This window comes from Alitiscatomonas aceti (assembly GCF_025567195.1).
Classification (GTDB): Bacteria; Bacillota; Clostridia; order Lachnospirales; family Lachnospiraceae; genus Alitiscatomonas; species Alitiscatomonas aceti.
In genome coordinates this window covers 1-25,022 of record NZ_JAOQJF010000040.1, presented here as the reverse complement: position 1 = coordinate 25,022, position 25,022 = coordinate 1, and the positions used below count along the sequence as shown (strand labels likewise).

The 25,022-nt window shown below is 41.6% G+C and carries 22 protein-coding genes and 1 pseudogene; 21 read left to right on the top strand and 2 right to left on the bottom strand.

Annotated elements, in window-relative coordinates:
- From OCV69_RS14615 to OCV69_RS14535, 17 genes and pseudogenes are all read left to right on the top strand, one after another.
- On the top strand, positions 1–587 hold a 587-nt coding region (locus OCV69_RS14615), incomplete at its 5' end, for a DegT/DnrJ/EryC1/StrS family aminotransferase (protein ID WP_262563193.1).
- The gene (locus tag OCV69_RS14610) at positions 580–1,281 is read left to right on the top strand and encodes a sugar transferase (protein WP_317258422.1); all 702 of its coding nucleotides are present in this window, start codon (positions 580–582) and stop codon (positions 1,279–1,281) included. The genes OCV69_RS14615 and OCV69_RS14610, both read left to right, overlap by 8 nt.
- A gap of 117 nt (positions 1,282–1,398) precedes the next feature.
- The gene (locus OCV69_RS14605; RefSeq protein ID WP_158360052.1) at positions 1,399–1,833 is read left to right on the top strand and encodes a hypothetical protein; all 435 of its coding nucleotides are present in this window, start codon (positions 1,399–1,401) and stop codon (positions 1,831–1,833) included.
- Between the two features lie 272 nt (positions 1,834–2,105).
- Complete coding sequence (locus OCV69_RS14600; protein ID WP_158360050.1) at positions 2,106–2,879, top strand: glycosyltransferase family 2 protein; 774 nt, start codon at positions 2,106–2,108, stop codon at positions 2,877–2,879.
- Positions 2,876–4,102 carry a nucleotide sugar dehydrogenase gene (locus OCV69_RS14595; protein ID WP_158360048.1) on the top strand — a complete coding sequence of 409 codons (1,227 nt, stop codon included), beginning with the start codon at positions 2,876–2,878 and terminating at the stop codon, positions 4,100–4,102. The genes OCV69_RS14600 and OCV69_RS14595 overlap by 4 nt, the downstream gene beginning before the upstream one ends.
- Before the next feature lie 20 nt (positions 4,103–4,122).
- A complete protein-coding gene (locus OCV69_RS14590; RefSeq protein WP_158360047.1) occupies positions 4,123–4,869 on the top strand; it encodes a glycosyltransferase family 2 protein in 747 nt (248 codons plus the stop codon).
- 65 nt (positions 4,870–4,934) lie between these two features.
- Entirely contained in the window at positions 4,935–6,116 is a 1,182-nt protein-coding gene (locus tag OCV69_RS14585; protein ID WP_262563192.1) for an O-antigen ligase family protein, read from the top strand.
- Positions 6,100–7,068: a glycosyltransferase family 2 protein gene (locus OCV69_RS14580; RefSeq protein ID WP_158360043.1), complete on the top strand. Its 969-nt coding sequence runs from the start codon at positions 6,100–6,102 to the stop codon at positions 7,066–7,068. The genes OCV69_RS14585 and OCV69_RS14580 overlap by 17 nt, the downstream gene beginning before the upstream one ends.
- Positions 7,069–7,075: 7 nt before the next feature.
- Positions 7,076–7,801, top strand: coding sequence for a glycosyltransferase family 32 protein (locus OCV69_RS14575; RefSeq protein ID WP_262563191.1), 726 nt, complete (start codon positions 7,076–7,078; stop codon positions 7,799–7,801).
- A gap of 19 nt (positions 7,802–7,820) precedes the next feature.
- Positions 7,821–8,666 (top strand): glycosyltransferase family 2 protein, encoded by an 846-nt coding sequence (locus OCV69_RS14570; protein ID WP_158360041.1) that lies wholly within the window; start codon positions 7,821–7,823, stop codon positions 8,664–8,666.
- 149 nt (positions 8,667–8,815) lie between these two features.
- Entirely contained in the window at positions 8,816–10,009 is a 1,194-nt protein-coding gene (locus OCV69_RS14565) for a glycosyltransferase family 2 protein (protein ID WP_262563190.1), read from the top strand.
- Between the two features lie 12 nt (positions 10,010–10,021).
- A complete protein-coding gene (gene wecB / locus OCV69_RS14560; protein WP_262563189.1) occupies positions 10,022–11,155 on the top strand; it encodes a non-hydrolyzing UDP-N-acetylglucosamine 2-epimerase in 1,134 nt (377 codons plus the stop codon).
- Between the two features lie 11 nt (positions 11,156–11,166).
- Complete coding sequence (locus tag OCV69_RS14555) at positions 11,167–12,696, top strand: lipopolysaccharide biosynthesis protein (RefSeq protein ID WP_158360039.1); 1,530 nt, start codon at positions 11,167–11,169, stop codon at positions 12,694–12,696.
- Positions 12,697–13,299: 603 nt separating this feature from the next.
- On the top strand, positions 13,300–13,788 hold the full coding sequence (locus OCV69_RS14550; RefSeq protein ID WP_158360037.1) for a hypothetical protein: 489 nt from the start codon (positions 13,300–13,302) through the stop codon (positions 13,786–13,788).
- Positions 13,789–14,128: 340 nt separating this feature from the next.
- A pseudogene (locus OCV69_RS14545) lies at positions 14,129–15,004 on the top strand (UDP-N-acetyl glucosamine 2-epimerase); the annotation flags it as partial.
- Positions 15,005–15,100: 96 nt separating this feature from the next.
- Complete coding sequence (locus OCV69_RS14540; RefSeq protein ID WP_158360035.1) at positions 15,101–15,955, top strand: DUF3825 domain-containing protein; 855 nt, start codon at positions 15,101–15,103, stop codon at positions 15,953–15,955.
- Between the two features lie 162 nt (positions 15,956–16,117).
- Positions 16,118–17,317, top strand: coding sequence for a polysaccharide biosynthesis C-terminal domain-containing protein (locus OCV69_RS14535; protein WP_158360033.1), 1,200 nt, complete (start codon positions 16,118–16,120; stop codon positions 17,315–17,317).
- A gap of 68 nt (positions 17,318–17,385) precedes the next feature.
- Here the strand turns inward: OCV69_RS14535 and OCV69_RS14530 are convergent, their stop codons facing one another.
- Positions 17,386–17,799 carry a hypothetical protein gene (locus OCV69_RS14530; RefSeq protein WP_262563188.1) on the bottom strand — a complete coding sequence of 138 codons (414 nt, stop codon included), beginning with the start codon at positions 17,797–17,799 and terminating at the stop codon, positions 17,386–17,388.
- A 515-nt stretch (positions 17,800–18,314) separates the two neighbouring features.
- Here OCV69_RS14530 and OCV69_RS14525 point away from each other — a divergent pair.
- The 4 genes from OCV69_RS14525 (at position 18,315) to OCV69_RS14510 (ending at position 23,845) form a co-directional block, all read left to right on the top strand.
- Positions 18,315–19,403 (top strand): phosphotransferase enzyme family protein, encoded by a 1,089-nt coding sequence (locus OCV69_RS14525; protein WP_262563187.1) that lies wholly within the window; start codon positions 18,315–18,317, stop codon positions 19,401–19,403.
- Positions 19,404–19,605: 202 nt separating this feature from the next.
- Positions 19,606–21,615: an ATP-binding protein gene (locus OCV69_RS14520; protein WP_262563186.1), complete on the top strand. Its 2,010-nt coding sequence runs from the start codon at positions 19,606–19,608 to the stop codon at positions 21,613–21,615.
- An 88-nt stretch (positions 21,616–21,703) separates the two neighbouring features.
- Positions 21,704–22,591 (top strand): HNH endonuclease family protein, encoded by an 888-nt coding sequence (locus tag OCV69_RS14515; RefSeq protein ID WP_158360027.1) that lies wholly within the window; start codon positions 21,704–21,706, stop codon positions 22,589–22,591.
- Positions 22,592–22,939: 348 nt separating this feature from the next.
- Positions 22,940–23,845 (top strand): RpnC/YadD family protein, encoded by a 906-nt coding sequence (locus OCV69_RS14510; RefSeq protein WP_262563185.1) that lies wholly within the window; start codon positions 22,940–22,942, stop codon positions 23,843–23,845.
- Between the two features lie 64 nt (positions 23,846–23,909).
- On the opposite strand, the gene OCV69_RS14505 is transcribed toward OCV69_RS14510, so the two are convergent.
- A complete protein-coding gene (locus OCV69_RS14505) occupies positions 23,910–24,554 on the bottom strand; it encodes a hypothetical protein (protein ID WP_158360025.1) in 645 nt (214 codons plus the stop codon).
- Positions 24,555–25,022 lie beyond the last annotated feature (468 nt).

Here is a 25,022-nt window from a genome sequence, read left to right as displayed (position 1 = left end):
CCTGGTACCAGCATGAGAAAGTAGGCTACAACTACCGGATGAGCAACGTGATCGCCGGGGTGGTGCGGGGACAGTTCCCGTACCTAAAGGAGCACATCGCACAGAAGAAGGCCATTTACGAGCGGTACAGGGAGGGCTTTAAGGACCTTCCGGTACGGATGAATCCGTTCGACGCCGAAAACTCCGAGCCCAACTACTGGCTGTCCTGCCTGGTCATCGATCCGGAGGCCATGTGCAAACAAGTGCGCGGGGAACAGGAATCCCTTTACATCCCGAAATCGGGAAAGAGCTGTCCCATGGAGATCCTGGAGACGCTGGCGAAGTATAACGCTGAGGGCCGTTCCATCTGGAAGCCCATGCATATGCAGCCCATTTTCCGGATGAACGGGTTTGTGACCAGGGAAGGGAACGGACGGGCAAAGACCAATGCTTATATTGCCGGTGGTGCAGTAGGATCCGATGGGAAGCCACTGGATGTGGGCATGGATATATTCCAGAGGGGACTGTGCCTACCAAGTGATAATAAAATGACTTCGGAGCAGCAGGATACCATTATCAAGATCATAAGGAGCTGTTTCAATGACTAACCGGCTGTACCGAGACTACATAAAGAGATTCCTGGATATCGTGCTGTCGGCGGGAGCGATCGTTGTGCTGTCTCCGGTCATGGCGGTCACAGCGGTCCTGGTGCGGGTAAAACTGGGAGGCCCGGTGATCTTTAAGCAGAGGCGTCCGGGAAAGGGCGAAAAGATCTTTGAGATGTATAAGTTCCGCAGCATGACCGATGCCAGGGACGAGAATGGGGAGCTGCTGCCGGATGAGGTACGGCTGACCAGCTTTGGAAAAAAGCTGCGGGCCAGCAGTCTGGATGAACTGCCGGAGCTGTTTAATATCCTGAAGGGGGATATGAGCGTGGTGGGGCCGAGGCCGCAGTTGGTAAGGGATATGGTGTTTATGACGGAAGAACAGCGGAGGCGCCATAGTGTTAGGCCAGGGCTGACAGGACTTGCCCAGGTGAATGGAAGAAATATCATCGATTGGGAGAAGAAGCTGGCGTATGACCTGGAATACATCAAACAGATCACGTTTCTTGGAGATGCGAGGATCATCTGGCAAACGGTGCAGAAAGCCCTCTTAAGTCAGGAGGGGATTACGGAAGACGGAATGGCAACAGCAGAGGATTATGGGGATTATCTGTTGAGACTGGGGAAAGTAGATAAAGATAAATATGAAAAGAGTTATGAGGAAGTAAATCAACTTCTGAAAAGGAGATTAGAATGATTCAAGGATGGAAGTATTATAATCATGCGATGATTCCTACAACTGCTCCCCATGAGAATGTACTATTAGATCCGGTGGAAAGGGGGAAATGCTTGAAATACAGGGGGGGGTATACCGTTGCTTGCTAGATGGACGACAGATTGGGATTGTGGATATGAAACGGAGTTTTGGTATACAATTTTAGATCATCCTTTTGATCTTGATAAGATTAAAGCAAAACATCGTTACCAGATCAAACAGGGAGTAAAGAATTTTGAAGTAAAAGAAATAGATTTTTATGAATATAAAGAAACACTGCTTGAAATTACAAACGAAGTTAGACGAAAAGAATATGGACTTTCTTCGATAGAAAAATTGCCAACACCTTTTGATAATGCAGTATATTTAGGAGCATTTGATATAGAGGAACGGAAATGTGTTGGCTATGCTAAATTGGCAGAATATTCAACATATATAGATTTTACATCTTTGAAGGTTTTGCCAGAATATGAGAAAAAATCAATAAATGCGGCTTTGGTGTATGCAGTGTGGATAGATATAAAGAAAAACTAGGAGATATTTATATTTCAAATGGAAGCAGAACGATCAATCATCCAACTCATTTTAATGAATATTTAATCCGAATGTTCGAATTTCGCAGGGCATATTGCAAGTTATTTATTAGATATCGTTGGTGGGTTAAACCGATTGTACAATTACTATTCCCATTTCGTAATATATTAGAAAAGATAAGTTATAAAAAACATTTGTTGCAAATGATACTGGGTGTACTAAAGATGGAAGAAATCGCGCGCTCTTTTAGTCATTCGAGGTAGACAACGAATATGAATGAATTAGTTTCAATTATAATGCCGTCGTATAATACAGGAAAATATATAGCTGAATCAATACAAAGTATTATTGAGCAAACTTATAAAAATTGGGAATTGCTGATCATCGATGATTGTTCTACAGATAATACAGATGATGTAGTTTCTCAGTTCCGTGATTTACGGATTCGGTATTTGAAAAATGATAAAAATAGCGGTGCAGCAGTCTCAAGAAATTACGGTTTACAAGAAGCAAAAGGAAAGTGGATTGCATTTCTTGATAGTGATGATCTGTGGATGCCACAAAAAATAGAGAAGCAAATTTCTTTTATGCAGAAGAACCATTACTTTTTTTCTTATACGCAATATGAAGAAATAGACGAGCAATCAAAATCGCTAGGCAGGGTTATCAGTGGTCCTAAGAGAATTACACAAAAATTGATGAAGGCATATTGCTGGCCAGGGTGCCTTACTATTATGTATGATGCAGAAAAGATAGGAATGATACAGATTGAGAATTTGAAGAAACATAACGACTATGCGATGTGGTTAAAAGCGATTAAGAATTCGGATTGTTATTTGTTAGAGCAAAACTTGGCTAGATATCGCAAAAGAAACGGTTCTATATCAAACACAGGTTATAGCAAGCTGATTAAATATCATTATTTACTTTGGAAAAACGGAGAAAAATGTTCCAGCGTGATTGCAACAGTTAGAACCATAGAAAATGTGTTTTGCGGGGTATGGAAGAAACTTGCGTATGTAAAAAAAGAGGATGGATGCAGATGAAAATAGCAGTAGCCGGAACGGGATATGTTGGTTTATCCATTGCAATTTTATTGTCTCAGAACCATGAGGTAACAGCGGTGGATATTGTGCCTGAAAAGGTAGAGATGATCAATCAAAGGGAATCACCGATTCAGGATGAATATATTGAAAAATATCTGGCGGAAAAGAAATTACATTTAACAGCAACTCTGGATGCGGAAGAGGCATACCGGGTTGCTGATTTTGTTATTATAGCGACACCGACGAATTATGATCCGGAAAAGAATTATTTTGATACATCAGCGGTAGAAACGGTAATTGCTCAGGTGCTGGAATGTAATCCACAGGCCATGATGGTGATTAAATCTACGATTCCAGTAGGTTATACAACTTCTGTCCGTAAGAAATTCAATACGGAACATATTTTATTCAGTCCGGAGTTTTTAAGAGAGAGCAAGGCTCTTTATGATAATCTGTATCCTTCCAGGATTATTGTCGGGACGGATCTGAACAATGAGAAACTGCGAAAAGTAGCGGAAACATTTGCCGGGCTTTTACAGGAGGGGGCAGAAAAAGAACAGATTGATACATTGTTTATGGGATTTACAGAGGCGGAGGCTGTTAAGCTGTTTGCGAATACCTATTTAGCGTTGCGAGTGTCTTATTTTAATGAATTGGATACCTATGCAGAGCTAAAAGGGTTGGATACAAAAGCGATCATTGATGGTGTGTGTTTGGATCCCAGAATCGGAAATCATTACAATAATCCCAGTTTCGGATATGGAGGGTATTGTCTCCCTAAAGATACGAAACAGTTACTGGCTAATTATGAAGATGTGCCGGAGAACTTAATCGAGGCCATTGTGGAGAGTAATCGAACCAGAAAGGACTTCATTGCGGAACAGGTGCTGAAAAAAGCAGGATATCATTGTTTTCAAGAGGATATTCAGAATCAGAAACAACCTGTGATTGGTGTGTATCGTTTGACAATGAAGTCGAATTCTGATAATTTTCGTCAGAGTTCCATTCAGGGAGTGATGAGACGAATTAAGGCGGAGGGAGCTTCGGTCGTAATTTATGAGCCTACGCTGGAGGGCGGAAGTCTATTTTATGGAAATCGGGTAGAGAATGATTTGGAGTTATTTAAGAAACAGGCGGATGCGATCATAGCCAATCGGTATGAAAAAAGTTTGGATGATGTAAAAGATAAGGTTTATACACGGGATTTGTTTCAGAGAGATTAAAATTCGGAGGGGAAAGAATTTTGCGAATTCAGATATTAGTAGCAGCAATGAACCAGAAGGATCATAACTTACTGAAAAAGTTAAATATTCGCTCAGATGTGATCGTAGGGAATCAATGTGGGTATGATTCAGTGGAACATTTTGAATATAACGGAAAGGCAGCTACATATCTTAATTTTAATGAGAAAGGTGTTGGGTTAAATAGAAATAATACATTGATGCGAGCAGATGGAGATATTTGTTTATTTTCAGATGATGATATGGTCTATATGAATGACTATGTAGAAAATGCGTTTCTGCATTACCCTAATGCAGATGTGATTATTTTTAATTTGTTTGAGAAGAATCCAACTAGATATGTGATAAAGAAACCTATGAAAGTTGGATATTTTAATTTTTTGCGTTATGGAACTGCACGAGTGGCAGTAAAACTTAAAAGTATTCGGGAGAACGGAATATATTTTAACCAATGCTTTGGAGGCGGAACAGAACATTGTCATGGAGAAGATAATTTGTTTTTAGCAGAATGCTTGAAAAAAGGCTTGAAAATTTATGCGGTTCCGGATTTTATTGCATCATTGACGGAAGAACGGAAATCAAGTTGGAATATTGGATACGGAGAAAAATATTTGATTGATCAAGGTATTTTGTATAAAACAATGAGCAGGAGATGGTATAAAATTTTATGTTTGCAGGATGCGATAAGGCATAGAAAAACATATGATGTGAGATGGTGGACAGCATATCACATGATGGTGGAAAAGTAGTTAATAAGTAACAAAGTATGTTGATTATTAATATAATAAGAGGCGGGTGAAATAAAATTAAAAGTTTGAAAATACATAAAAAACTAATAATATGCAGCTTTGTGTTTTTGCTTTTGACACGTATATTTAATTATGCGATATTTGATCAATTTGCATTATTGAAATTAGTATATGCACGTAGTTCTCAATTTGTCGCACTTACCGTTTGTTTTCTATATGTTTTCCATTATAAAAAAATATCACTAAGTATTATTTGGGTTTTTATATATACCGTTGTTTTGTTTATTGCTACTATATTAGGGAGTGGTAATTATTATAGTATTATTCAACGGATTTATCCACTTGTAAGTTTTTTAATGTTTATAGAAATTCAAATAAAATGTGGATGTGCACGAATTTTAATGAAAGCAATTGCAAATGTATGTTTCGTGTTGACGCTTGTGGAATTTATGCTGTTACCATTATCGGAATTATATTGGGGAGAGTATATATATTTTCTTTCTGGCCGAAATCAAATGTACATTGTTTTTGCAATAGGATTGCTTTCCATCTGCTTTTATTATGGTGTACACGATATACGCTATAAACTGTATCTGGGAATGTCAATTATATGCATATTATATGGAGAATCAAGTAGTAATTTGTTAGCTATAACATTTTTTGTTTTGCTTGCCATTGTTGGTTTTGAAAGAAAATGTTTAAGAAAAATATTGAGTGTAGCTGTTTTGGTGCTGTATCCCTTGCTAAATATGGGGATTGTGATTTTTAGAATTCATGAGCATTTTGCTTTTTTTATAGAAACCATTTTGCATAAAAATATTACTTTGACTTCGAGAACATATATTTGGGATACTGCGCTAGAACTAATTAAACAATCTCCATTTTGGGGATATGGAATTGCTGTAACTAGTAATGTATTTCATGTAATAGCAGATCGAATTGATGCACCTGATATCGATGCGTGGTATTCTGGACACAATCAGTATATTCAAATGTTATATGAAAGTGGCTTGGTTTCATTATTGTTGTTGATATTTTTAATTACGTACGGAGTAAAAAAATTAAATAGGTTTATGTCAAATGTAGATGCTTCTTTGACATTGACTATTATTTTTTCGTTACTCATTGTGATGGTGGCAGAAGCGCCTGGGTGGGATAGCATTTTTATTGTACTATTCTTAAGTCATCTTCAAATTAGTTGTTATGAAGAGCGGAGGTTGAATTGTAAATATGCAGATACAACCTAAAATATCTATAATTGTTCCGGTATATAAAGTTGAACCATATTTAGGTACTTGCCTAGAGTCTGTTTTGTCACAGACATATCAGAATCTAGAAATTATTTTAGTTGACGACGGTTCACCGGATCAGTGTGGAACTATTTGTGATCAATATGCCTTAAAAGATAATCGGATTCGAGTTATTCATCAAGAAAACCAAGGCCTTTCTGGAGCGAGAAATTCAGGTATTGATTTGGTAACAGGAGAATATATTACCTTTATTGATAGCGATGATTTTATTGATATTTGTATGATAGAATTAATGGTTGAGCAGTTGGATGATATGACAGATATTGTTGCTTGTGGAACGGTTTACTGTGATGAGAGCGGACAAAAATTGTCGGAAGAGAAAAATTCTCAACTAGCTATATTTGAGTTTAAAGAGCAAATGGTTCAGTTTTTTAAAAATAAAAATTACACGACTACAGCATGGGGAAAGTTGTACTCCAGAAAATTATTTGAGAGTATTCGTTATCCGGTTGGAAAATATCATGAAGATGTTTTTACAACATATCAATTGGTTGCACTATCAAGAAGAACGGTTTTGTTGAACCGTTCTTTTTATTGGTATCGACAGGTTGCATCCAGTATCATACATCAAAGTTTTTCACTAAAGCATTTGGATAGCATAGAAGCATCTCTGCAACGGTATGAGTTTATGAAATCATATGATTTACAATTAAGCAAAATTGCAGAGGGGAGTATTGTATATAGTTGTTGTCGCTGTATGGAAAAAATGGTACAGGCGGATTATTATGACGAAATTACGGAGCAATACATATGTAATATGATTCGTAAGCATTTATTTTCATTTTTATGTTTTTCACGAAATTCTTTGAAAACAAAGGGGTTTGCGTGTATGAATGCACTTAGTTCAGAAATAGTGCGTTCTGTATATAAATTATTGTTTGTGAGGTGAGAAAAGATTGAGTATACCTAAAGTTATTCATTATTGCTGGTTTGGAGGCAATCCGCTTCCGCCGCTTGCACAGAAATGTATTGCCAGTTGGAAAGAATATTGCCCGGATTATGAAATCATAGAATGGAATGAAACGAATTTTGATTTGAATTTTAATGCCTATGTTCAGGAAGCGTATCAGGCGCAAAAATGGGCGTTTATTACAGATGTTGTACGTCTGTATGTATTGTGTCATTATGGTGGAATTTATATGGATACAGATGTTGAAGTTTTGAAAACATTGGATCCAATTTTATCCTATAATGGTGTGTCGGGATTTGAGTCCGAAACTCAAATCTCGACAGGCCTCATGGCCTGTCGGGCTGGTCATCCGTTATTTCAGGAGTTACTGAATGATTATGAAAATGATCACTTTGTGAAAGCGGACGGGAGCTTTGATTTAACGACAAATGTAACGAGAATCACAAATACCTTATTAAAATATGGCTTGGTACAAAATAATACCAAGCAAACGGTAGCAGATTTTACATTGTTTCCCAGTGACTATTTTTGTCCCAAAGATCCAGTTACGAAAAAGCTGCATTTAACGTCGAATACTTATACGATTCATCATTTTGATGGCTCTTGGATTCCGAAAAAAATAAAATATAAATATATGATTTTGAATAAGCTTGGGCCGAATATAAGCCAGTTGCTTGTTAAAATGAAAAGAGCGTTTCGAAAATATTGTTAAAAAGAGAGAGTATGTCTGTATGCCTTGTTCATTGAAAATATCTGTGATTGTTCCCGTTCATAACTCTGCGACAACAATAGATAGGTGTATAAAAAGCATAGTAGATCAGCCATATAAAAATTTTGAGTGCATTTTGATTGAAAATGGATCAAGTGACGATTCGAAAGAAATCTGTCAAAAATATGTTGAAGCATATGAATGCGTAAAATTTGCAGTGAGTCCGAAGATAGGTGTTTCTGCAGCCCGTAATTTAGGATTATTAATGGCAACAGGGGATATTATTGGTTTTTGTGATGCGGATGATTTTTTAGAACCGAATTCAATGCAAAAAGTCCTTTCGGCTTTTTTAGATAACCCCGATATTATTGGCGTTTTGAGCGCTTTTTATGTAGGGAGAGAGAACCAAAGCGGTATACAAAAAGAGTATAAAGGGTTGAAAAAAGAACGGCTGACAATAGAAGATACTATTATGCGAACCCTAGGTGACAATAGTACGATGGGAAGTGTGTGGAATAGGTATTACCGGGCAGATGTGGCTCAAAAAATATCCTTTGATACAATGCTATCTTACTGTGAAGATACTCATTATAATATAAAGCTTTTATCAAATATACAAGATGCAGAATTGGCATATGTTCAGGAACCTCTTTATTGCTATATGTTGAATGATAGAAGTGTAACGCATCAATTAGACAAATTATATGATGAAAATGGAGAGTTAAAATATATTACTGCATTGAAGAAGATTATGCAGGAGTGTAATCTTAATAAAAAGTGTTTGAGAATTGCAAAAATGAAGATTGTGATTCTTGCAATAGATTCTTTGTGGTGTGGGGGGGGAATAATCAACAGAAAAACAACTTAAAGAACGAAATAAGACAAAATTTAAAGCATTTTTTATATAACATATATAGATTTGGTTTTGTTCGGAACATGAAAAGACTGATTAAACTTTTATTGGTTTGGACAAAATAATGTATCGATTTTACGAATGTTCTATTGTGCGGGGGAAGAATGAAAGTTATAAAACAACAAGTAAAGAAATTAATTGTGTGGGGATTAAGACGATATGTGAAGGTTGTTTACATGTTAGAAAAACGGGGGGGAAAACGCAAATCGTTAAATATTGAAGATATTATCAAAAAAGCTGCTGATGCGGGATATGATTATAAATTTCCGTATGATTATTCGTCCAAAAAGCTTGTGGTTGATTCTTTTGTAGATTTATCTATTATTATACCGGTATATAAAGTAGAGGATTATTTAGATGAATGCATTTGCTCCGTTTTGAGACAGGCAACCAATTATAGTTATGAGGTTATTTTAGTGGATGATGGAAGTCCGGATAAATGCGGTATAATTTGCGATGGATATGCTTTGAAGAACGATATAATTAAAGTGATCCATCAAAAAAATAGGGGCGTATCTTCTGCTCGAAATGCTGGTTTAGAGCAGGCAACTGGAAAATACATTACTTTTTTGGATGCAGATGATTTCTTAGAGCCAACATATATTCAACTCTTAATGGACAGGGCTTTGGAAACAGATGCAGATATGGTAAAGTGTAATTTTTATAAAGTGTATTCTGACGGGAAGAAGACGGTTGAGCATCGGTATGACAATATAAAGAAAGAATATCAGAATGGCTTGGGAGAGGATATGTTATATTTGGCATTTCCTTGGGGGAGTGTTTTTAAAAGAAAAATGTGGGTGTCTGTTCGTTTTCCAGAAGGATATAAACATGAAGATATGATGATGGCACATCTTATTTTCCATGAAGTTCGAGTTGGGGCGTATGTAGGGTTGCCGTTGTATAATTATAGGCAAGATAATGTAAATTCGTTAACGAAAGAGTATGGACGGAATATTGCTTTACCCAGACAATTAGATCAGGTATTTTTGGCATATGCTACATTGGAATTTATGTATCATGAGAATATGAAAGTTGATGCCAATATTTTAAAGGTAACTCTTAGAGAAATGGGGATGATGACTTTTTGTAGACTTAATAAAAGATATCATTTGGTTGCATTTCAATTAGCATCTTACACTCTTCATAGGCTTATAGATAAAATGCCGAAAGGTTACGAGAAGGAACTTACCCAGATAGAAATAATGTACATTTATTCATTTCAAAATGCCAGGTATGATATTTGGAAGGCATTGATTTGTATGGAATATTATGAAAATAGTTTAAAAAGTCGGTAGTGGAGAAATGTGATGGAACGTAAAGAACATGATAAGAGAAAAGTTATGTTGGTCTTTGGCACTCGCCCCGAAGCGATTAAAATGTGCCCATTGGTGAATGAACTAAAAACGAGAGAAAATCTTCAAACAGTTGTTTGTGTTACCGGACAACATCGCCAGATGTTGGATCAGGTATTAGAAACCTTCCAGGTGATACCGGATTATGATTTGTCCATTATGAAGGAACGTCAGACGCTGTTTGATGTGACAACGAATATTTTGAACCGATTTAAAGAAGTTTTAGAAATTGAAAAGCCAGATGTTGTACTTGTTCATGGAGATACTTCCACGACGTTTGTCACAGCATTGACTTGTTTTTATTTGCAGATTCCGGTGGGGCATGTAGAAGCGGGACTACGAACCTATAATATCTATTCTCCTTATCCGGAAGAATTTAACCGTCAGGCGGTTAGTATTATAGCATCTTATAATTTTGCCCCGACAGAATTGTCGAGACAAAATTTGATTCAAGAGGGAAAAAAGCCGGAATCTATTTATGTAACGGGAAATACGGCAATCGATGCATTGAAAACCACAGTTCGTAATGATTATCGACATGAGCAGCTTGATTGGGCAGAAGGAAGCAGACTTATTATGATCACAGCTCATCGTCGGGAAAATCTTGGTGAGCCGATGAAGCATATGTTCCGGGCCATTCGCAGGGTCTGCGATGAACATCCAGACGTAAAAGCCATTTATCCGATCCATATGAATCCAGTGGTACGTGAAACGGCCAATGCAATTTTGGGTGGGGATGAGCGGATCCGTATCATTGAACCCATTGACGTACTTGACTTTCATAATTTCCTTGCTCATTCCTATATGATTTTGACAGATTCCGGTGGAATTCAGGAAGAAGCTCCATCTTTTGGAAAACCGGTACTTGTGATGCGAGATACCACAGAGCGTCCAGAAGGAATCGCAGCAGGAACATTGAAGCTTGTGGGAACGGAAGAAGAGACAATTTATTATGCATTTAAGCAACTGTTGGAAGACAAAGATGAGTATGAACGCATGAGCAAGGCCAGTAATCCCTATGGAGATGGTTTTGCATGTAAGAGAATTGCAGATATTTTAGATGAAAGGGGGACGGAAAAAGATAAATAAGGGATAATAATATGAAGACAAGAAATTCTTTTTATAATTCGTTGGCGGGCTTATTATATTACTTCATCACGATTTTACTGGGTATTGTGAATCGTAAGGCTGTCATAGCTTTTTTGGGAATTGAATATCAAGGCATCAATAGTTTGTTTGGTAACATACTGTCTATGCTTTCTATTGCGGAGCTTGGAATAGGTACAGCCATCATTTATCATTTGTACCGTCCGTTATCAGAGGGAAACTTACAAGCCGTTAAATCGCTTATGAATTTTTATCGGAAATGTTATTATGCGATTGCAATGGCAGTTTTGATATTCGGATTATTAGTAATACCATTTTTGAATATGTTTATTCAGGGATATACTCTTTTGTATCCCTTATGGTTTTTGTATATCTGGTTTTTGGCAGATGTAGTATTATCGTATCTGTTTACATTCAAACGTTCTATTTTAATTGCGGATCAAAAGAATTATTTAGTGCTGTTGTGTGATTTACTATACCAGTTTTTTTCAAAAATTGGCCAGATTGTTGTACTTTTCTGCACACGAGATTTTATTTGCTATCTTGCTGTGATGGTGATAAGTCGATTGGCTGAGAATTTCTTAATTAATGGATTGGCTAATCGTAAGTATCCATTTTTGAAGGGAAATGATTCGATTTCGCTGGAAAAAGAAATACTTGACGATATAAAACAAAAGGTAAAGGGTGCTGCTTTCCATAAAATAGGTGGTTTTATTGTTTTGGGGACCGATAATATTCTGATTTCAAAGTTTTTTGGATTAATGACAGTTGGAATTTATTCAAATTATTCTCTAATCATCAATTCAATTAAGAATATTTGTAATCAAATTATGTCGGCAACTACAGCGAGCGTTGGTCACATGTTGGCAGAGCATAATGAAGAAAAAAGTCGTAGTATTTTCAAAGAAATGCAAATACTCAACGTATTTATTCATCATTGTGCCGGAGTTGGTATATACTGTGTGGCGACGCCCTTGGTGTCACTTTTGTTTGGCAAAGAATATATTGTTTCGGAATTCACCTTGTTTGTGTTAGCCTGTAATTTTTTTATTCAGGGAATGCGATGTGTTTTTGGGATTTTTAAGGATGCGGCAGGCATATTATACGAGGATCGTTTTATTCCGCTTATTGAATCAGCTGTAAATATTGCTGCTTCTATTATCTTGTTGAAGCGATATGGCTTAGCTGGAATTTTTATGGGGACGATTCTTAGTTCTATGATTCTTTTTGGCTATACGTATCCGTTTTTGGTGGTTAAAAGAGTATTGAAGGGGAATGTAAAAGTATATTTTTGCGAACAAATATGGTTAGTTGTGTTGAATTTGGGAAGTTTAGTGAGTGCAAAATGGATGTGCGGCTTAGCAGTAATGGAGAGTTTGATGTTGCAGATTCTTTGGAATTGTGTAATTTCAGTTGTGGTAGCATTCCTGATTTATTTTTTAGGATATGCGATTTGGAAAAAGGAAACAAAACTTTTGCTCTATAAACTTAAAAGTTTATTGTGTGATTTATTGAATATTTGAAAATAGAACTAGTAATTATAGTCTGTATCACTAATTGTCAGCGGTTTTATTGCTTTGTCTGCGATTCTCTTATTTTTTGCGAGATTGCTTTTGACTACTATGGTGGAAAAGAACAGGCAGGATTTTGAATTTCGTCCTCAGATGATTCGGGAGTGGAAGAATGGAATTTGAGTTTTTGTTTCCTAAGTTCATGAAACTCTTTTCATATATTAGTTGAATGTTCTGTGAAAAACTGTTAGAATCATCTTAGATGATTATTATGGAACAGGCTATTGTAAAGCAATTGGATAAGAATTTAAAATGTAGCGAAAGTATTATAAAGAATGAAAAGATTTTATTAAAGATTTATTCTACCAAGGGATCGATTAGATGTCCGGATTGTGAACAGAAATCTACCAAGGTTCATTCCGGATACCAACGAGAGTTTTAGGATATTCCAATACAAGAAAAAGCAGAAGGAAAAAGATACATATGGGAAAAAAATATTGTTAACAATTGTAAATATCCTAATAATTGGGTTGCCATTTTACTTTATTTGGGGAATTAAGTTTTATTTCTTAGTAGTCCTATTTCAGCTAATCTTAATCGGAGTATTGTTTTGGAATGGGAGATTTTCTTGTATTACGCTTTGTTTTTGCAGGCAATCCTCTTCCCAATAACGCCGAGATTAAAATTGCAATAGATAATTATATAAAGCATATATATTTTAAAAAAAATGGGAAATATCCTTATAAGGCAAAAATTGTATGGGTTGATAGTGAGTTGCCATTTTTTGTTCCTGTTAGTAGGAGGGCTTTTGTAGTATCAGTTGCTTTACAGGATTCTATAATTGATTTTGGAGAAGTGTTTTTGTTGCGTAACTTTCCAGAAAATTCTTATAATCAAGCTATATTATATTCCAGGAAATGTTTACTGTTGACTTTTATAGGTTATAAAATTAGTTTGCGATTTTTAGAACTATGGGCAGTATTTTTTTTGATCGCTTTGAAAACTATTATGTCTCTTGTAATGCTCATTGTGACAGGCGCATTATTTGGGTCTTTCCAAGAAATTTTAAATGCGTTGGCATGGGGGGCTTCTTTGGAAAAATAATTAACATCGGAAATAATATGCTTAGTTATATTCAAGACAGATTAGTTGAAATGATGGTCAGAGAAACTGTTTGTAGAAATATAGAGTCCGTAAGTAGAGAATTATTGATTAAGTAAAAAATAGCCAACTGATGGTCCCCATAACGCTGGGGCGAGTGGAGTGCGGAAATTTTTTAGCGAGGGGATATTCTTATAATACGTCGAAATCTATTTTCCATAAATGCGTAAAAACAAGCCTATTTTGTTAAACTTTCTTTTTATGCATAATTCCAAAACTGAAGCATAATCAACATGTCACCATTCCCCCCCTAATGATCATCGGTGGTACAGGCTCATTCGGCAATGCAGTCCTGGTCCTGGGTGACACCAATTCCTGTTTATCGGTCATCGGTGCCAAGCGGCTCCATATTCCCATCTTCCACATGGAAGCGGGAAACCGGTGCAAGGACGAGTGCCTGCCAGAGGAGACCAACCGCAGGATCGTGAACATTATTTCGGACGTGAATATGGCGTATTCCGAGCATGCCCGCCGGTACCTGGCGGACTGTGGTCTCCCAAAGGAGCGGACATATGTGACCGGCTCTCCCATGGCGGAGGTCCTTCATAATAATCTGGCAGAGATCGAAGCTTCGGATATCCATGAACGGCTGAAGCTGGAAAAGGGCAGATATATCCTTCTTTCCGCCCACCGGGAGGAGAACATCGACACGGAGAAAAATTTCACCTCGCTATTTACAGCCATCAACAGGATGGCGGAAAAGTATGACATGCCGGTGCTCTACTCCTGTCACCCCAGGTCCAGAAAACGTCTGGAGGCGTCCGGCTTTGCCCTGGATCCTCGGGTGATCCGCCATGAGCCCCTGGGCTTCCATGATTATAACTGTTTACAGATGAACGCCTTCTGTGTAGTTTCCGACTCTGGGACGCTGCCGGAGGAATCCTCGTTCTTTACCTCAGTGGGCCATCCGTTCCCTGCGGTGTGCATCCGCACCTCCACAGAGCGCCCGGAGGCGCTGGACAAGGCGTGCTTTATCCTGGCCGGGATCGATGAAAAGAGTCTCTTACAGGCCGTGGATACGGCAGTGACCATGAACCAGAATGGAGATCATGGGATCCCTGTGCCGGATTACGTGGAGGAAAACGTATCCGCCAAGGTGGTAAAGATCATCCAGTCCTATACGGGCGTGGTGGATAAAATGGTGTGGAGGAAGTTTTGATCCTTTTTCTGATCAAAAATAGTTTTCCCTTGCGTCCCAATGCCTGTTTTTATATAATAGGGATTGTAGCATCATTTCTCAAAGGAGGGCGAAAATATGGGAACTATACTTGAAGATGTTTTTCTTGGGACCGCAGAAAAATACAATCAGAAATTGGAAATGCTTGCCCGGATGGCCCAGCCGGAAAAGTGGACATACAAAAGAATTCAGGATAAAGATCCATACCGTATCTTGAGAAATTACATACAGTATACGTACAACCGCTTAGACGAGGAAGGGAAGATCATTTCCTCAGCGGACGGAAAATACCGGTGCATGAATACAGGGCTTCTGACGGTTTATAACCAGGAAATTGTTGCAATTTTTGCCGTCAATGAAATGTCTGGAAAACAGCCGTGGTTTTTCAATGGCTTTTTCAAGGAGACGGATAAGTTTTTTACAACGAACTTTTCTGAGCTTCCTCCATTGGCTGACTACTGCAACAATGTTAAGGATCTGATCTATGATAATACGCTTGAATTAAATATGAGAAAAGAGCATATTATCGACGATAACTTTGACCGTTTTATTGAAGCTGGTTACAACAGCAAAGAGCTGATCAATGTCCTTCTGGATGCAGCAAAAGTGACTTTGGAAAAGAAGCTAAAGAGGAACTTTAAGCTGGCTCTGCCTTTTTATTACCATAACACAGAAACTGGTGAAAATAAGATCCAGCTTCTGGCTCCTTTATATTTTCCAGGCGCACCGGTTAAACTGGCTCTTGTATTAAATAAAATAAAAAGCAGCGCTAAGGAATACTATGAGGGCGTCACAGTTCTTCCTGTTGAGTGGGCGTATATGAATTCCCGCCTTATTGTAAAGCCAGATGAAGAATGGGCAAAGATCATGGACGAAATTACCTCTGTTGATGAGGCGGAATCGATCCGGGAAGCGGTTGACATGGCTGAATAGATATGATAGTATTAAGCCATCCATTACAATTAATTATTACAACTACCTTTTAAAATCTTTTTACAACCAAAACTTACAACTACCATCTTATGGGGAGACGATTTATCGTCTCCCTAATTCATTGCAGGCAGATCTGCTTATAAATCACAGGAGACGATATAAATGAATATATTAGTCACAGGCTCCAGCGGTTTCGTCGGACGGAACCTGGTGGAGAATTTAAAGAATATCCGGGATGGAAAGGACCGCACGCGGCCCAGCATAAAAATTGATGCGATCTATGAATATGATGTCCAGAACACCCGGGGGGAACTGGACATGTTCTGCGCTTCGGCTGATTTTGTATTTAATCTGGCCGGAGTCAACCGCCCCAAGGACCAGACGGAATTTATGGAGGGAAATTTTGGCTTTGCATCGGAGCTTCTTGACGCACTCCGGAGCCATGGAAATACGGCTCCGGTGATGCTGGCCTCCTCGATCCAGGCCACGCTCTCAGGCCGCTTCGGAGACAGTGAGTACGGCCGGTCCAAGAAGGCCGGGGAGGAGCTGTTCTTCCGGTATGCGGAGGAAACGGGAGCTAAGGTACTGGTCTACCGATTCCCGAATCTCTTTGGAAAATGGTGCCGCCCCAATTACAACAGCGCTGTGGCTACCTTCTGCCACAATATGGCCAACGGCCTTCCGCTCCATGTCAACGATCCGTCCACAGAGCTGGAGCTGCTTTATATCGACGATCTGGTAAACGAGCTGCTGGACGCCCTGGAGGGCCATGAGCACCGCTGCGGGTTCGACGGTGTGACCACAGTATTTGATGAGCAGGGAGCATACTGTGCGGCCCCTGTCTCCCATCATGTGACCCTGGGGGAGATCGTGGAGCTTTTAGAAACGTTTACGGCCCAGCCGTCCACACTTCTGATGCCGGAGATCCCGGCCGGAAGCTTTGCAAAGAAGCTGTATTCCACCTATCTCTCCTACCTTCCAATGGAAAAGACCATCTTTCCGCTGAAAATGAACGTTGACGACCGCGGCAGCTTCACGGAGCTTTTAAAAACCCCGGGCTGCGGACAGTTTTCCGTCAACATCAGTAAGCCCGGGATCACCAAGGGCCAGCACTGGCATAATTCCAAGTGGGAGTTTTTTATGGTGGTTTCCGGCCATGGCCTGATCCAGGAAAGGAAGATCGGCACGGACGAGATCCGGGAATTTGAGGTATCCGGGGAGCAGATCCAGGCCGTTCACATGCTGCCAGGCTATACCCACAATATCATCAACCTGTCCCAGACCGACGATCTGGTGACGGTCATGTGGGCCAACGAGGCCTTCGATCCGGAGCATCCGGATACCTTTTACGAGGTCGTATAACCGAACAGGGGCAGTATTTCTGGCGGGAATGGAATCCTTAAATGGGTCTGTTCCCGCCTTTCTGTATTCTATTCTGCTTCGTCCCCCATCCCCTGGATCAACGCCTTGATCGTCATCTCATCCCGCTCCAGTTCATCCGCAATCTGAGGGATGGATTTTCCCTTTTGGAGTTTAGTACGGATGAGGCTTTTTATCTCATCCTCACGTCCCTCCTTATGTCCTGCATCGTGCCCTTCCTTCCGCGCCTCGGAGGCGATAGCCTTCCGCATCAGCGCCAATTCGCGCTCCTCATCATACTCGAATATACTCACTGCGATCACCTCCGCTCTGTTTTGGGAGAGGAAGTCCGAAAGGATCCCCTCTCGGATGCATTCTGTGACAGCCCGGTGTACTGCCGCCCCGACCGTCATAGTCTTTGCATGGAGCCGCACCCGTTCCACAAAGAGCATATACTCTTTTAAGGTCTGGCAGAAAAGCCACATCGTTTTTCATGTTCATGTACACGGCGTTTTCCAGGGTCACCACAGTCAGGTCCTCCGGGGAGCTGCAGGACGTTCCATTTACCGCATTGTAAAGGCTTAAAAGCCTGTTCCTGTCCCGGAACAGAAGCCGGAACAGAGTATCCTTGTAGTCGCGCCGGGGCTTAGGGAGCCGTGCCGGATCCTGGGCATGGTCGTTCATAGAATTCATTTGTCCTCCTTTCGCAGGAGAACGGAAGATCTCCTGCTTTTCAAATTTTAATAAGGGAAAAGCATAGATCTTCTGAAATGAATAAGACTCTCCAGACGGCCGGAGCGGCCGGGAAAATAAGAAATATATGCTTTGTGCCAGTGTAGCACACTTAAAACGGCGGCGCAAGGGTGTACGGGATAAAATCACACGAATTTCCGCCATTTTCATCATGGTTGGAAGAGCCATTCCGCCTTGCATTCATCCGGGGATGATGATAAAATTAGGGACGGACTAAAAACAAAAGAGCATTGGGAGGAACATGAGCATGGAAATGGAACAGCGTCTGCGGGACATCTGCCGCAGCTTTCGGATCCAGGGAAGCTATGTGGAATCTGAGCTGATTCCTGTGGGAAATGTGAATAAGACGTATAAGGTTACATACAGACGAGAGGAAGGCACACTAAAGTCGTACATTGTCCAGCAGGTCAACACATTTGTATTCAGAAAGCCCGAGCAGGTCATGCATAATATCGACCTGGTTACGGAGCATATCCGGGCAAAGAGCACTGAGGGGATCCCTCTCCACTTTCACCATACTGCCGACCGGAAAACGTATATCTATGCGGACGACGCCTTCTGGCGGCTGTATAATTATATCCCGTCTGTGACGTATAACACCTGCGAAAACACAGAAGTGCTCCAGCATGCCGGAGAAGCCTTTGGCCGTTTCCAGAAAAATCTGGCGGATTTTAATGCGGAACAGCTTTATGAAACGATCCCCAATTTCCACAACACGCCGGAACGGCTGAGGACGCTGTTTGAGGATGCAGAAAAAGATCCTCTGGGCCTGGCCGGGTCTGTGAGGGAGGAGCTTTCTTATATCCGGTCTGTCAGCAGCCAGGCCTGTGAAATGGCCCGGATGCAGAGGGAAGGCCGTCTCCCCATCCGGGTGACCCACAACGATACGAAGATCAACAATGTCCTTTTCGACCGGAACACCAACCGGGCTCTGACCATCATCGATCTGGATACGGTGATGCCCGGTCTTGTGGGCCATGATTTCGGCGACGCCATCCGATTCGGCGCCAATTATGTGGCGGAGGACTCCAGGGAGTACGAAAAGGCTGGCTGCAGCATGGAGCTGTTCTCTGCCTTTACCAGAGGCTTTCTTTCCCAGACCCGGGACACCCTGACAGCAGACGAGATCCGGACGCTGCCGCTCAGCGTGTTTACCCTGGCTGTGGAGCTGGCTTCCCGGTTCCTGGATGATTACCTTCTGGGAAACGTGTACTTCCGGACAGAGTACCCGGAGCATAACCTGGTGCGGACCCGGTGCCAGTTAAACATGGCCAGGGATGTAATGAAAAAGATGGGGGAAATGGAACGGATCATCAGAGAGTGCGTACAGGGATAGAGCTTAGGCCACAGACCCCCCTGCGTACCTCTACGAAAATTGAATAGGAATGGTTTAAAAGGGACAGGATCTATGAAAATGGGTTCTGTCCTTTTTGATTTATATGAAAGTTTTCTTTATTTTATTGACTTTTCTTGTATTTTTCTTTAAACTTATATTATATGACAATATTAGACAAAAAATAGAATGCAGAGGAAGGCCTATGAATATTCTGAAAAATCTGCTGTTTCTTTGGGATAACCGGTTTCAGACAGAGGAAAACCAGGGGATCATTTTAAGCGGAGCCTATAAAATGTCCTATATCCAGTCCCAGAGTCGTCTGACGGTCCAGAAAAATACCGATTATCTGGAATCCTTCTGGGGCGGATCCATATGGGACTATGCATTGGACTGCTTTGCCATTGTCGGTGATAACGGGGCTGGGAAAACCAGACTCATGAATCTCATTCTGGATGATCTTCGACGGTTTACAAATGGAGAAGAAACAGGATCATGCATCATGGTTTTTGAAGGAACCGATCATAAAGAACAGAAGCGGCTGTTTGTATTTTACAGCCAGGAACTTGAAAAACCGAAGATCAATGCAGAGCGAGAGCTGCTGTTTGAATATCTTCCAGCCAGCCCGGATCACCGGTCTGGCCGCGGCAGGACTTCTGAAAAAGCAGCTCTAAAAAATATGAAAACGGCATATTTCCATCACTCGCTCAGCTTTCATGATTTTGAAAACCTCAAAAAGTGCAGCTATGACTTCTCTCTTGGAAATCTTCTGTCAGGCCATTCCCAAATAGATTATGAAATGCACTATAACGGCCTGGATAAAAACCCGATCCGGATCTATTATGACAGGGAACTTTATAAAATCGTTCATCTGCTCTGCAATTACCATCCGGAAGAAGCTCCAGAGCTGGAAATCCCCATTCCAAAGTACATTCAGATTGCTGCTGCCGATGTGAGTTATTTAGAAAAGTATATTTTTCAGGAACTGAAGAGGCATACGGTGTCCGCTCCTCCAGATGCTGACGAAAGGCTGAAACAGATGGAACGCATATTTCAGAAGCTTCCCGGGCTTTTCAGGCATTCCTGGAGCGCTTACATAGTAAGAGCTGTGCTTTTGGGCTGTATCAGGGAAGCATGCATACCTTCCGTGGTCCCGTCTCCTGCCAGAGTGGATCTGGAACGCCTGCCAGATGCATATCTCTTATCGGAGGACTGCGCAGAGCGGTACGGACTCTTCGGATATGCGAAAAAATTTCTGGAAGAATTGGGGCAGGCCTTGATGGGACATTCCCTCATTGCTGTCCTTGTCATTCATCAGACCCGGGACTTCATCTCCTGGCTGGAAGAAAATGAGGCTGTGATCCGGAAGCTGGAAAATAAGGGAACGCCGGAGCTTTCGATCATACCCGGGCAGGAAAACCGGTTATTTATGGAAAAGCTCCTGTTCCATTATGAGGGACTGAGCTATGCCTTTCCGTTTTTAAGCTTTTCCTTTGGTGCTTCCTCCGGGGAAAATGCCCTTCTGTCGCTTTGGGCGGATCTGTATGGGATCTGGGAGGATTTAAAGAAGGAAAGCGGCAGAACCAACGGACAGACTCCGGATTGCAATACATTGCTCCTGATCCTTGATGAGGCTGATCTGTCGCTGCATCCCAGATGGCAGCGGATGTATATGAAATGGCTGACCGCTTTCTGCCGCAGGTACTTTCTTCCTATGATAAATATAAAGCTCATCATAACGACCCATTCGCCGGTCATATTGTCGGATTTTCCTCCTAACAGCGTCTGTTATTTAAGGAAGAACGAGGACGGACATATATCCTCACGGACTGGCGGCATCCAGACCTTTGGAAACCACATCCATACACTCTACATGGACTCATTCTTTCTGGATGAATGCGGGACCATGGGGGCGTTTGCCCAGGAAAAGCTTGGGACCATCGCGGAGCTGCTGCTGACACAGAGAAACGGCAATAATGAAATCAGTGATATAAAAACGGTCATTTCCTATGTTGGAGAGGGACTTTTAAGAGAAAAGCTGGAGCATGCCCTGGAAGAAAGCAATGAAGGAATAAACTACACCATGAAAAAAACGCTGCGGACTGACCCGGCGCTTTCCTCTGCCCTTCAGCGGCTGAAGGCGCAGCGGAGGGAGCTGGACCAGACAATCCGGGAACTGGAGGAGATGATCAACGATCCGGATATGGATTTCTAACAAAAACAGAGATCGGATCGAGCGCGAGTTTCTTGCAGACGCCAGGAATGCCCCCACAGGCCTTTTCCATACACTGGCCAAGGAAGAGGTGCGGAACCTCCTGGATGAGGTGTGTCCGGTGCTTTACCGCAGTCTGTATCATGATGACGCAGAGCATACGGTCAATGAAGCAGAGGTACAGCGGCTGCTTCTGGCAGACCGTTCTGCCCTTCAGGATTATATCTGGCAGTCCGGGATTATCAGGAAGCGTAAAAAGAAGCTTTTATCTGAGGCTTTCCGGTATGAAAATCTTTCTAAGCGGAAGGTCTTGAACACGATCCTCCAGCTCATGGATGTTCCAGTATGCCCATATTGCAACCGCCAGTATACATTCACACTGGCCAGCGGAAAATCCAGGCCCCAGATGGACCATTATTATCCCAGGGACCTCTATCCGTATCTGGCCGTCTCCCTGTATAACCTGGTTCCCTGCTGCGCGGTCTGCAATGCGGCTAAAGGGCCGCTGGATACCATGAAGGATCCGATCCTATACCCGTATGATGAGGGCTTCAGCTATGATATGGGTTTCCAGATCAAGGCGAAGAACGGCGACGACTGGGTGAAAATCCTCCACGACGGTACAGGAGAGTTTTCGCTGGGGGTTGAAAAAAATCGACCAATACCGCCCAGAAAGGAAGCTGTGGTAGAGAAACAGATGGGTGCCCTTAATCTGAATGAGCACTATGACATGCATAAGGACTATATCCGCGATATCCTGAGGCGGCAGGCCATGTACACGCCTGAAAGGATCAAGGATCTTTACGAACAATTTGATCACCTGTTCCGCAGCCGAGAGGAGCTGAAGCAGGTCCTGAGCGGTACGGATACCGATGAAAGGGGCTGGGGGAAGCGGACCCTTTCCAAGCTTACCTATGATATTGTGAAGCAGCTGGAAAATGGCCATATCCGGATCGAAAAGCCCGGAGAAGAGAGGTGATGGACGGAATCGTCTGGAGATCTGAGGCCCGGAGCTTGCCCGGTGGGCTGTTTATTCCATGGTCCGGTGTTTCACAAAGATTTTATCCCGTACACCCTTGCACTGCCGTTTTAAGTGTGCTACACTGGCACAAAGCATATATTTCTTATTTTCCCGGCCGGTCCGGCCGTCTGGAGATTCTTATTCATTTCAGAAGATCTATGCTTTTCCCTTATTAAAATTTGAAAAGCAGGAGATCTCCGGTTCTCCTGCGAAAGGAGGACAAATGAATTCTATGAACGACCATGTCCAGGCTCCGGCACGGCTCCCCAAGCCCCGGCGTGATTACAAAGACACCCTGTCCGGCTTTTGTTTCAAGACAGGGACCGGCTTTTAAGCCTTTACAACGCGGTAAATGGAACGTCTTACGATTCCCCGGAGGACCTGACTGTGGTGACCCTGGAAAACGCCGTGTACATGAACATGAAAAACGATGTGGCTTTTCTGGTGAACTTCCAGCTGAACCTTTACGAGCACCAGTCCACCTGGAACCCCAACATGCCGCTCCGTAACCTGTTCTACGCGGCAAAGGAATATCAGGCTCTTACCCGGGACCAGTCTCTTTACGCGCCCCAGCTGGTAAAGATTCCCACCCCAAATTTTGTGGTGTTCTACAATGGGGATAAGGAGATCGGGGATTCCTGTGTTTTGAAGATCTCCGATTCCTTTGAACATCCCACCGAGGACCCCGGGCTGGAGCTAAAGGTAAAGGTTTTAAAAATCGCACCCGGGAAGAACAAGGAGCTTCTGGACACCTGCCAGACCTTAAAAGAGTACATGCTCTTTGTGGAGCGTGTGAGGCTTCATGCGAAGACCATGGCGGTCCAGGAGGCGGTGCACCAGGCTGTCACAGAATGCATCCGGGAGGGGATCCTTTCGGATTTCCTCTCCAGGAACCGAGCGGAGGTGATCGCAGTGAGTATATTTGAGTATGATGAGGAGCGTGAACTGGCACTGATGCAGAAGGCCATCGCCTCCGAGGCGCGGAAGGAAGGGATCGCAGAAGGACACGCGGAGGGCCATGCCGCTGGGCGTACTGAGGGACGCAGGGAAGGAATCCTGGAAGGACGCGAGGATGAGATAAAAAGCCTTATCCGCACTAAGCTTCAGAAAGGAAAGTCCATCTCCCAGATCGCAGATGAGCTGGAGAGGGATGAGGAGACGATTGAGAGAGTGATTCGGGGGATGGAAGAAAAAACGGATACGGTGTACTAAGTGAATCTCATAAGCTTGCTGATGCTGGTCTGCGAGGGCAGTCAGTGAGGCTCTATGCAGAACTTCACTGACTTGATGCCAGCTCAATACAATATGTTCTCATAACCACTTTCAAGCGAATAAGATTAAATCTGTATGCTCTGTTAAGAAAGATAAGGGAGACTACAAAGGACATAAAAGCTGCAACAAAATAAAGCTTATAAAAGAAAACAGGTAGCATTATAAAAAAGTACACAAACAGGCTCCTGCTCATACCATATAGCGACTGCATTCTGGATGCCTGGGCATGATTTTTTTTGCTTTGAATGTAATAATCACAGTAATTGAAAAAAAGTCTGCAAGTAGACCTTGTAGGCGTCAATGGAAGGTGTTTACTCTGGGCCCATTTTACATATAATTCCAGATACACCTCTTTTTCGTCCATTTTCAGTTCTGAATTATCCAATAAAAAATTATCGCAAGGCTCTCCATTTTTCTTAAGCTTTTTATATAAAATCTTTTCTTGAGCCCAGTGTCCGGTTTCATGCAGCAGAATTCCGAGTAAATATGAGGCAATGATATAGATAATCAAGCTATGCCAAAATACCTGTTTATTCTCCTGGGTTATTCTATCTGGAAGAATGGGAATCAGTATAGTAATACCCACAAGTCCGGGAAATAATGTTCCCCAGAAATCATATAGCCCCAATTGGCTGAGTAAACTGTCCATTCAGTATCTCCCCTTCCAGCCAACAAATGATTTAAGCTATTTACATTATAGCTTCGATACTAGATAAATTGCAAGAAAAATATAGCGTAAAATAATACTTAAAACGTGGATACTCCCTTGTAAATCCACAATGTTATCGATTTAAGAAAAAGGATAATACTGGATATCTCTATTCCTCCCGTCTTTAGGAGTGTGAGGTGAAGCGGGGATAAAACAGCCACAAGGTGGTTTCTGTGTGTGAATCGATGAGACTGCTTTGGAGACGTGGTTCTAGATATGAAGACTTGGTAAAACGCGAAAGCCCCGGCTGGTCAGCAGAATTGTGTGTTATAAGACCGCTGATTGCCCGGGGCTTTGGAGAGATAGAAAATGATATTGTCAATATTGGTTGACACATTTATCTCAAAGATATCACTGCCTATGCAGCCTGTTCCAGAGATTGGTAGTATCTCTGTCGCTTAATTATCG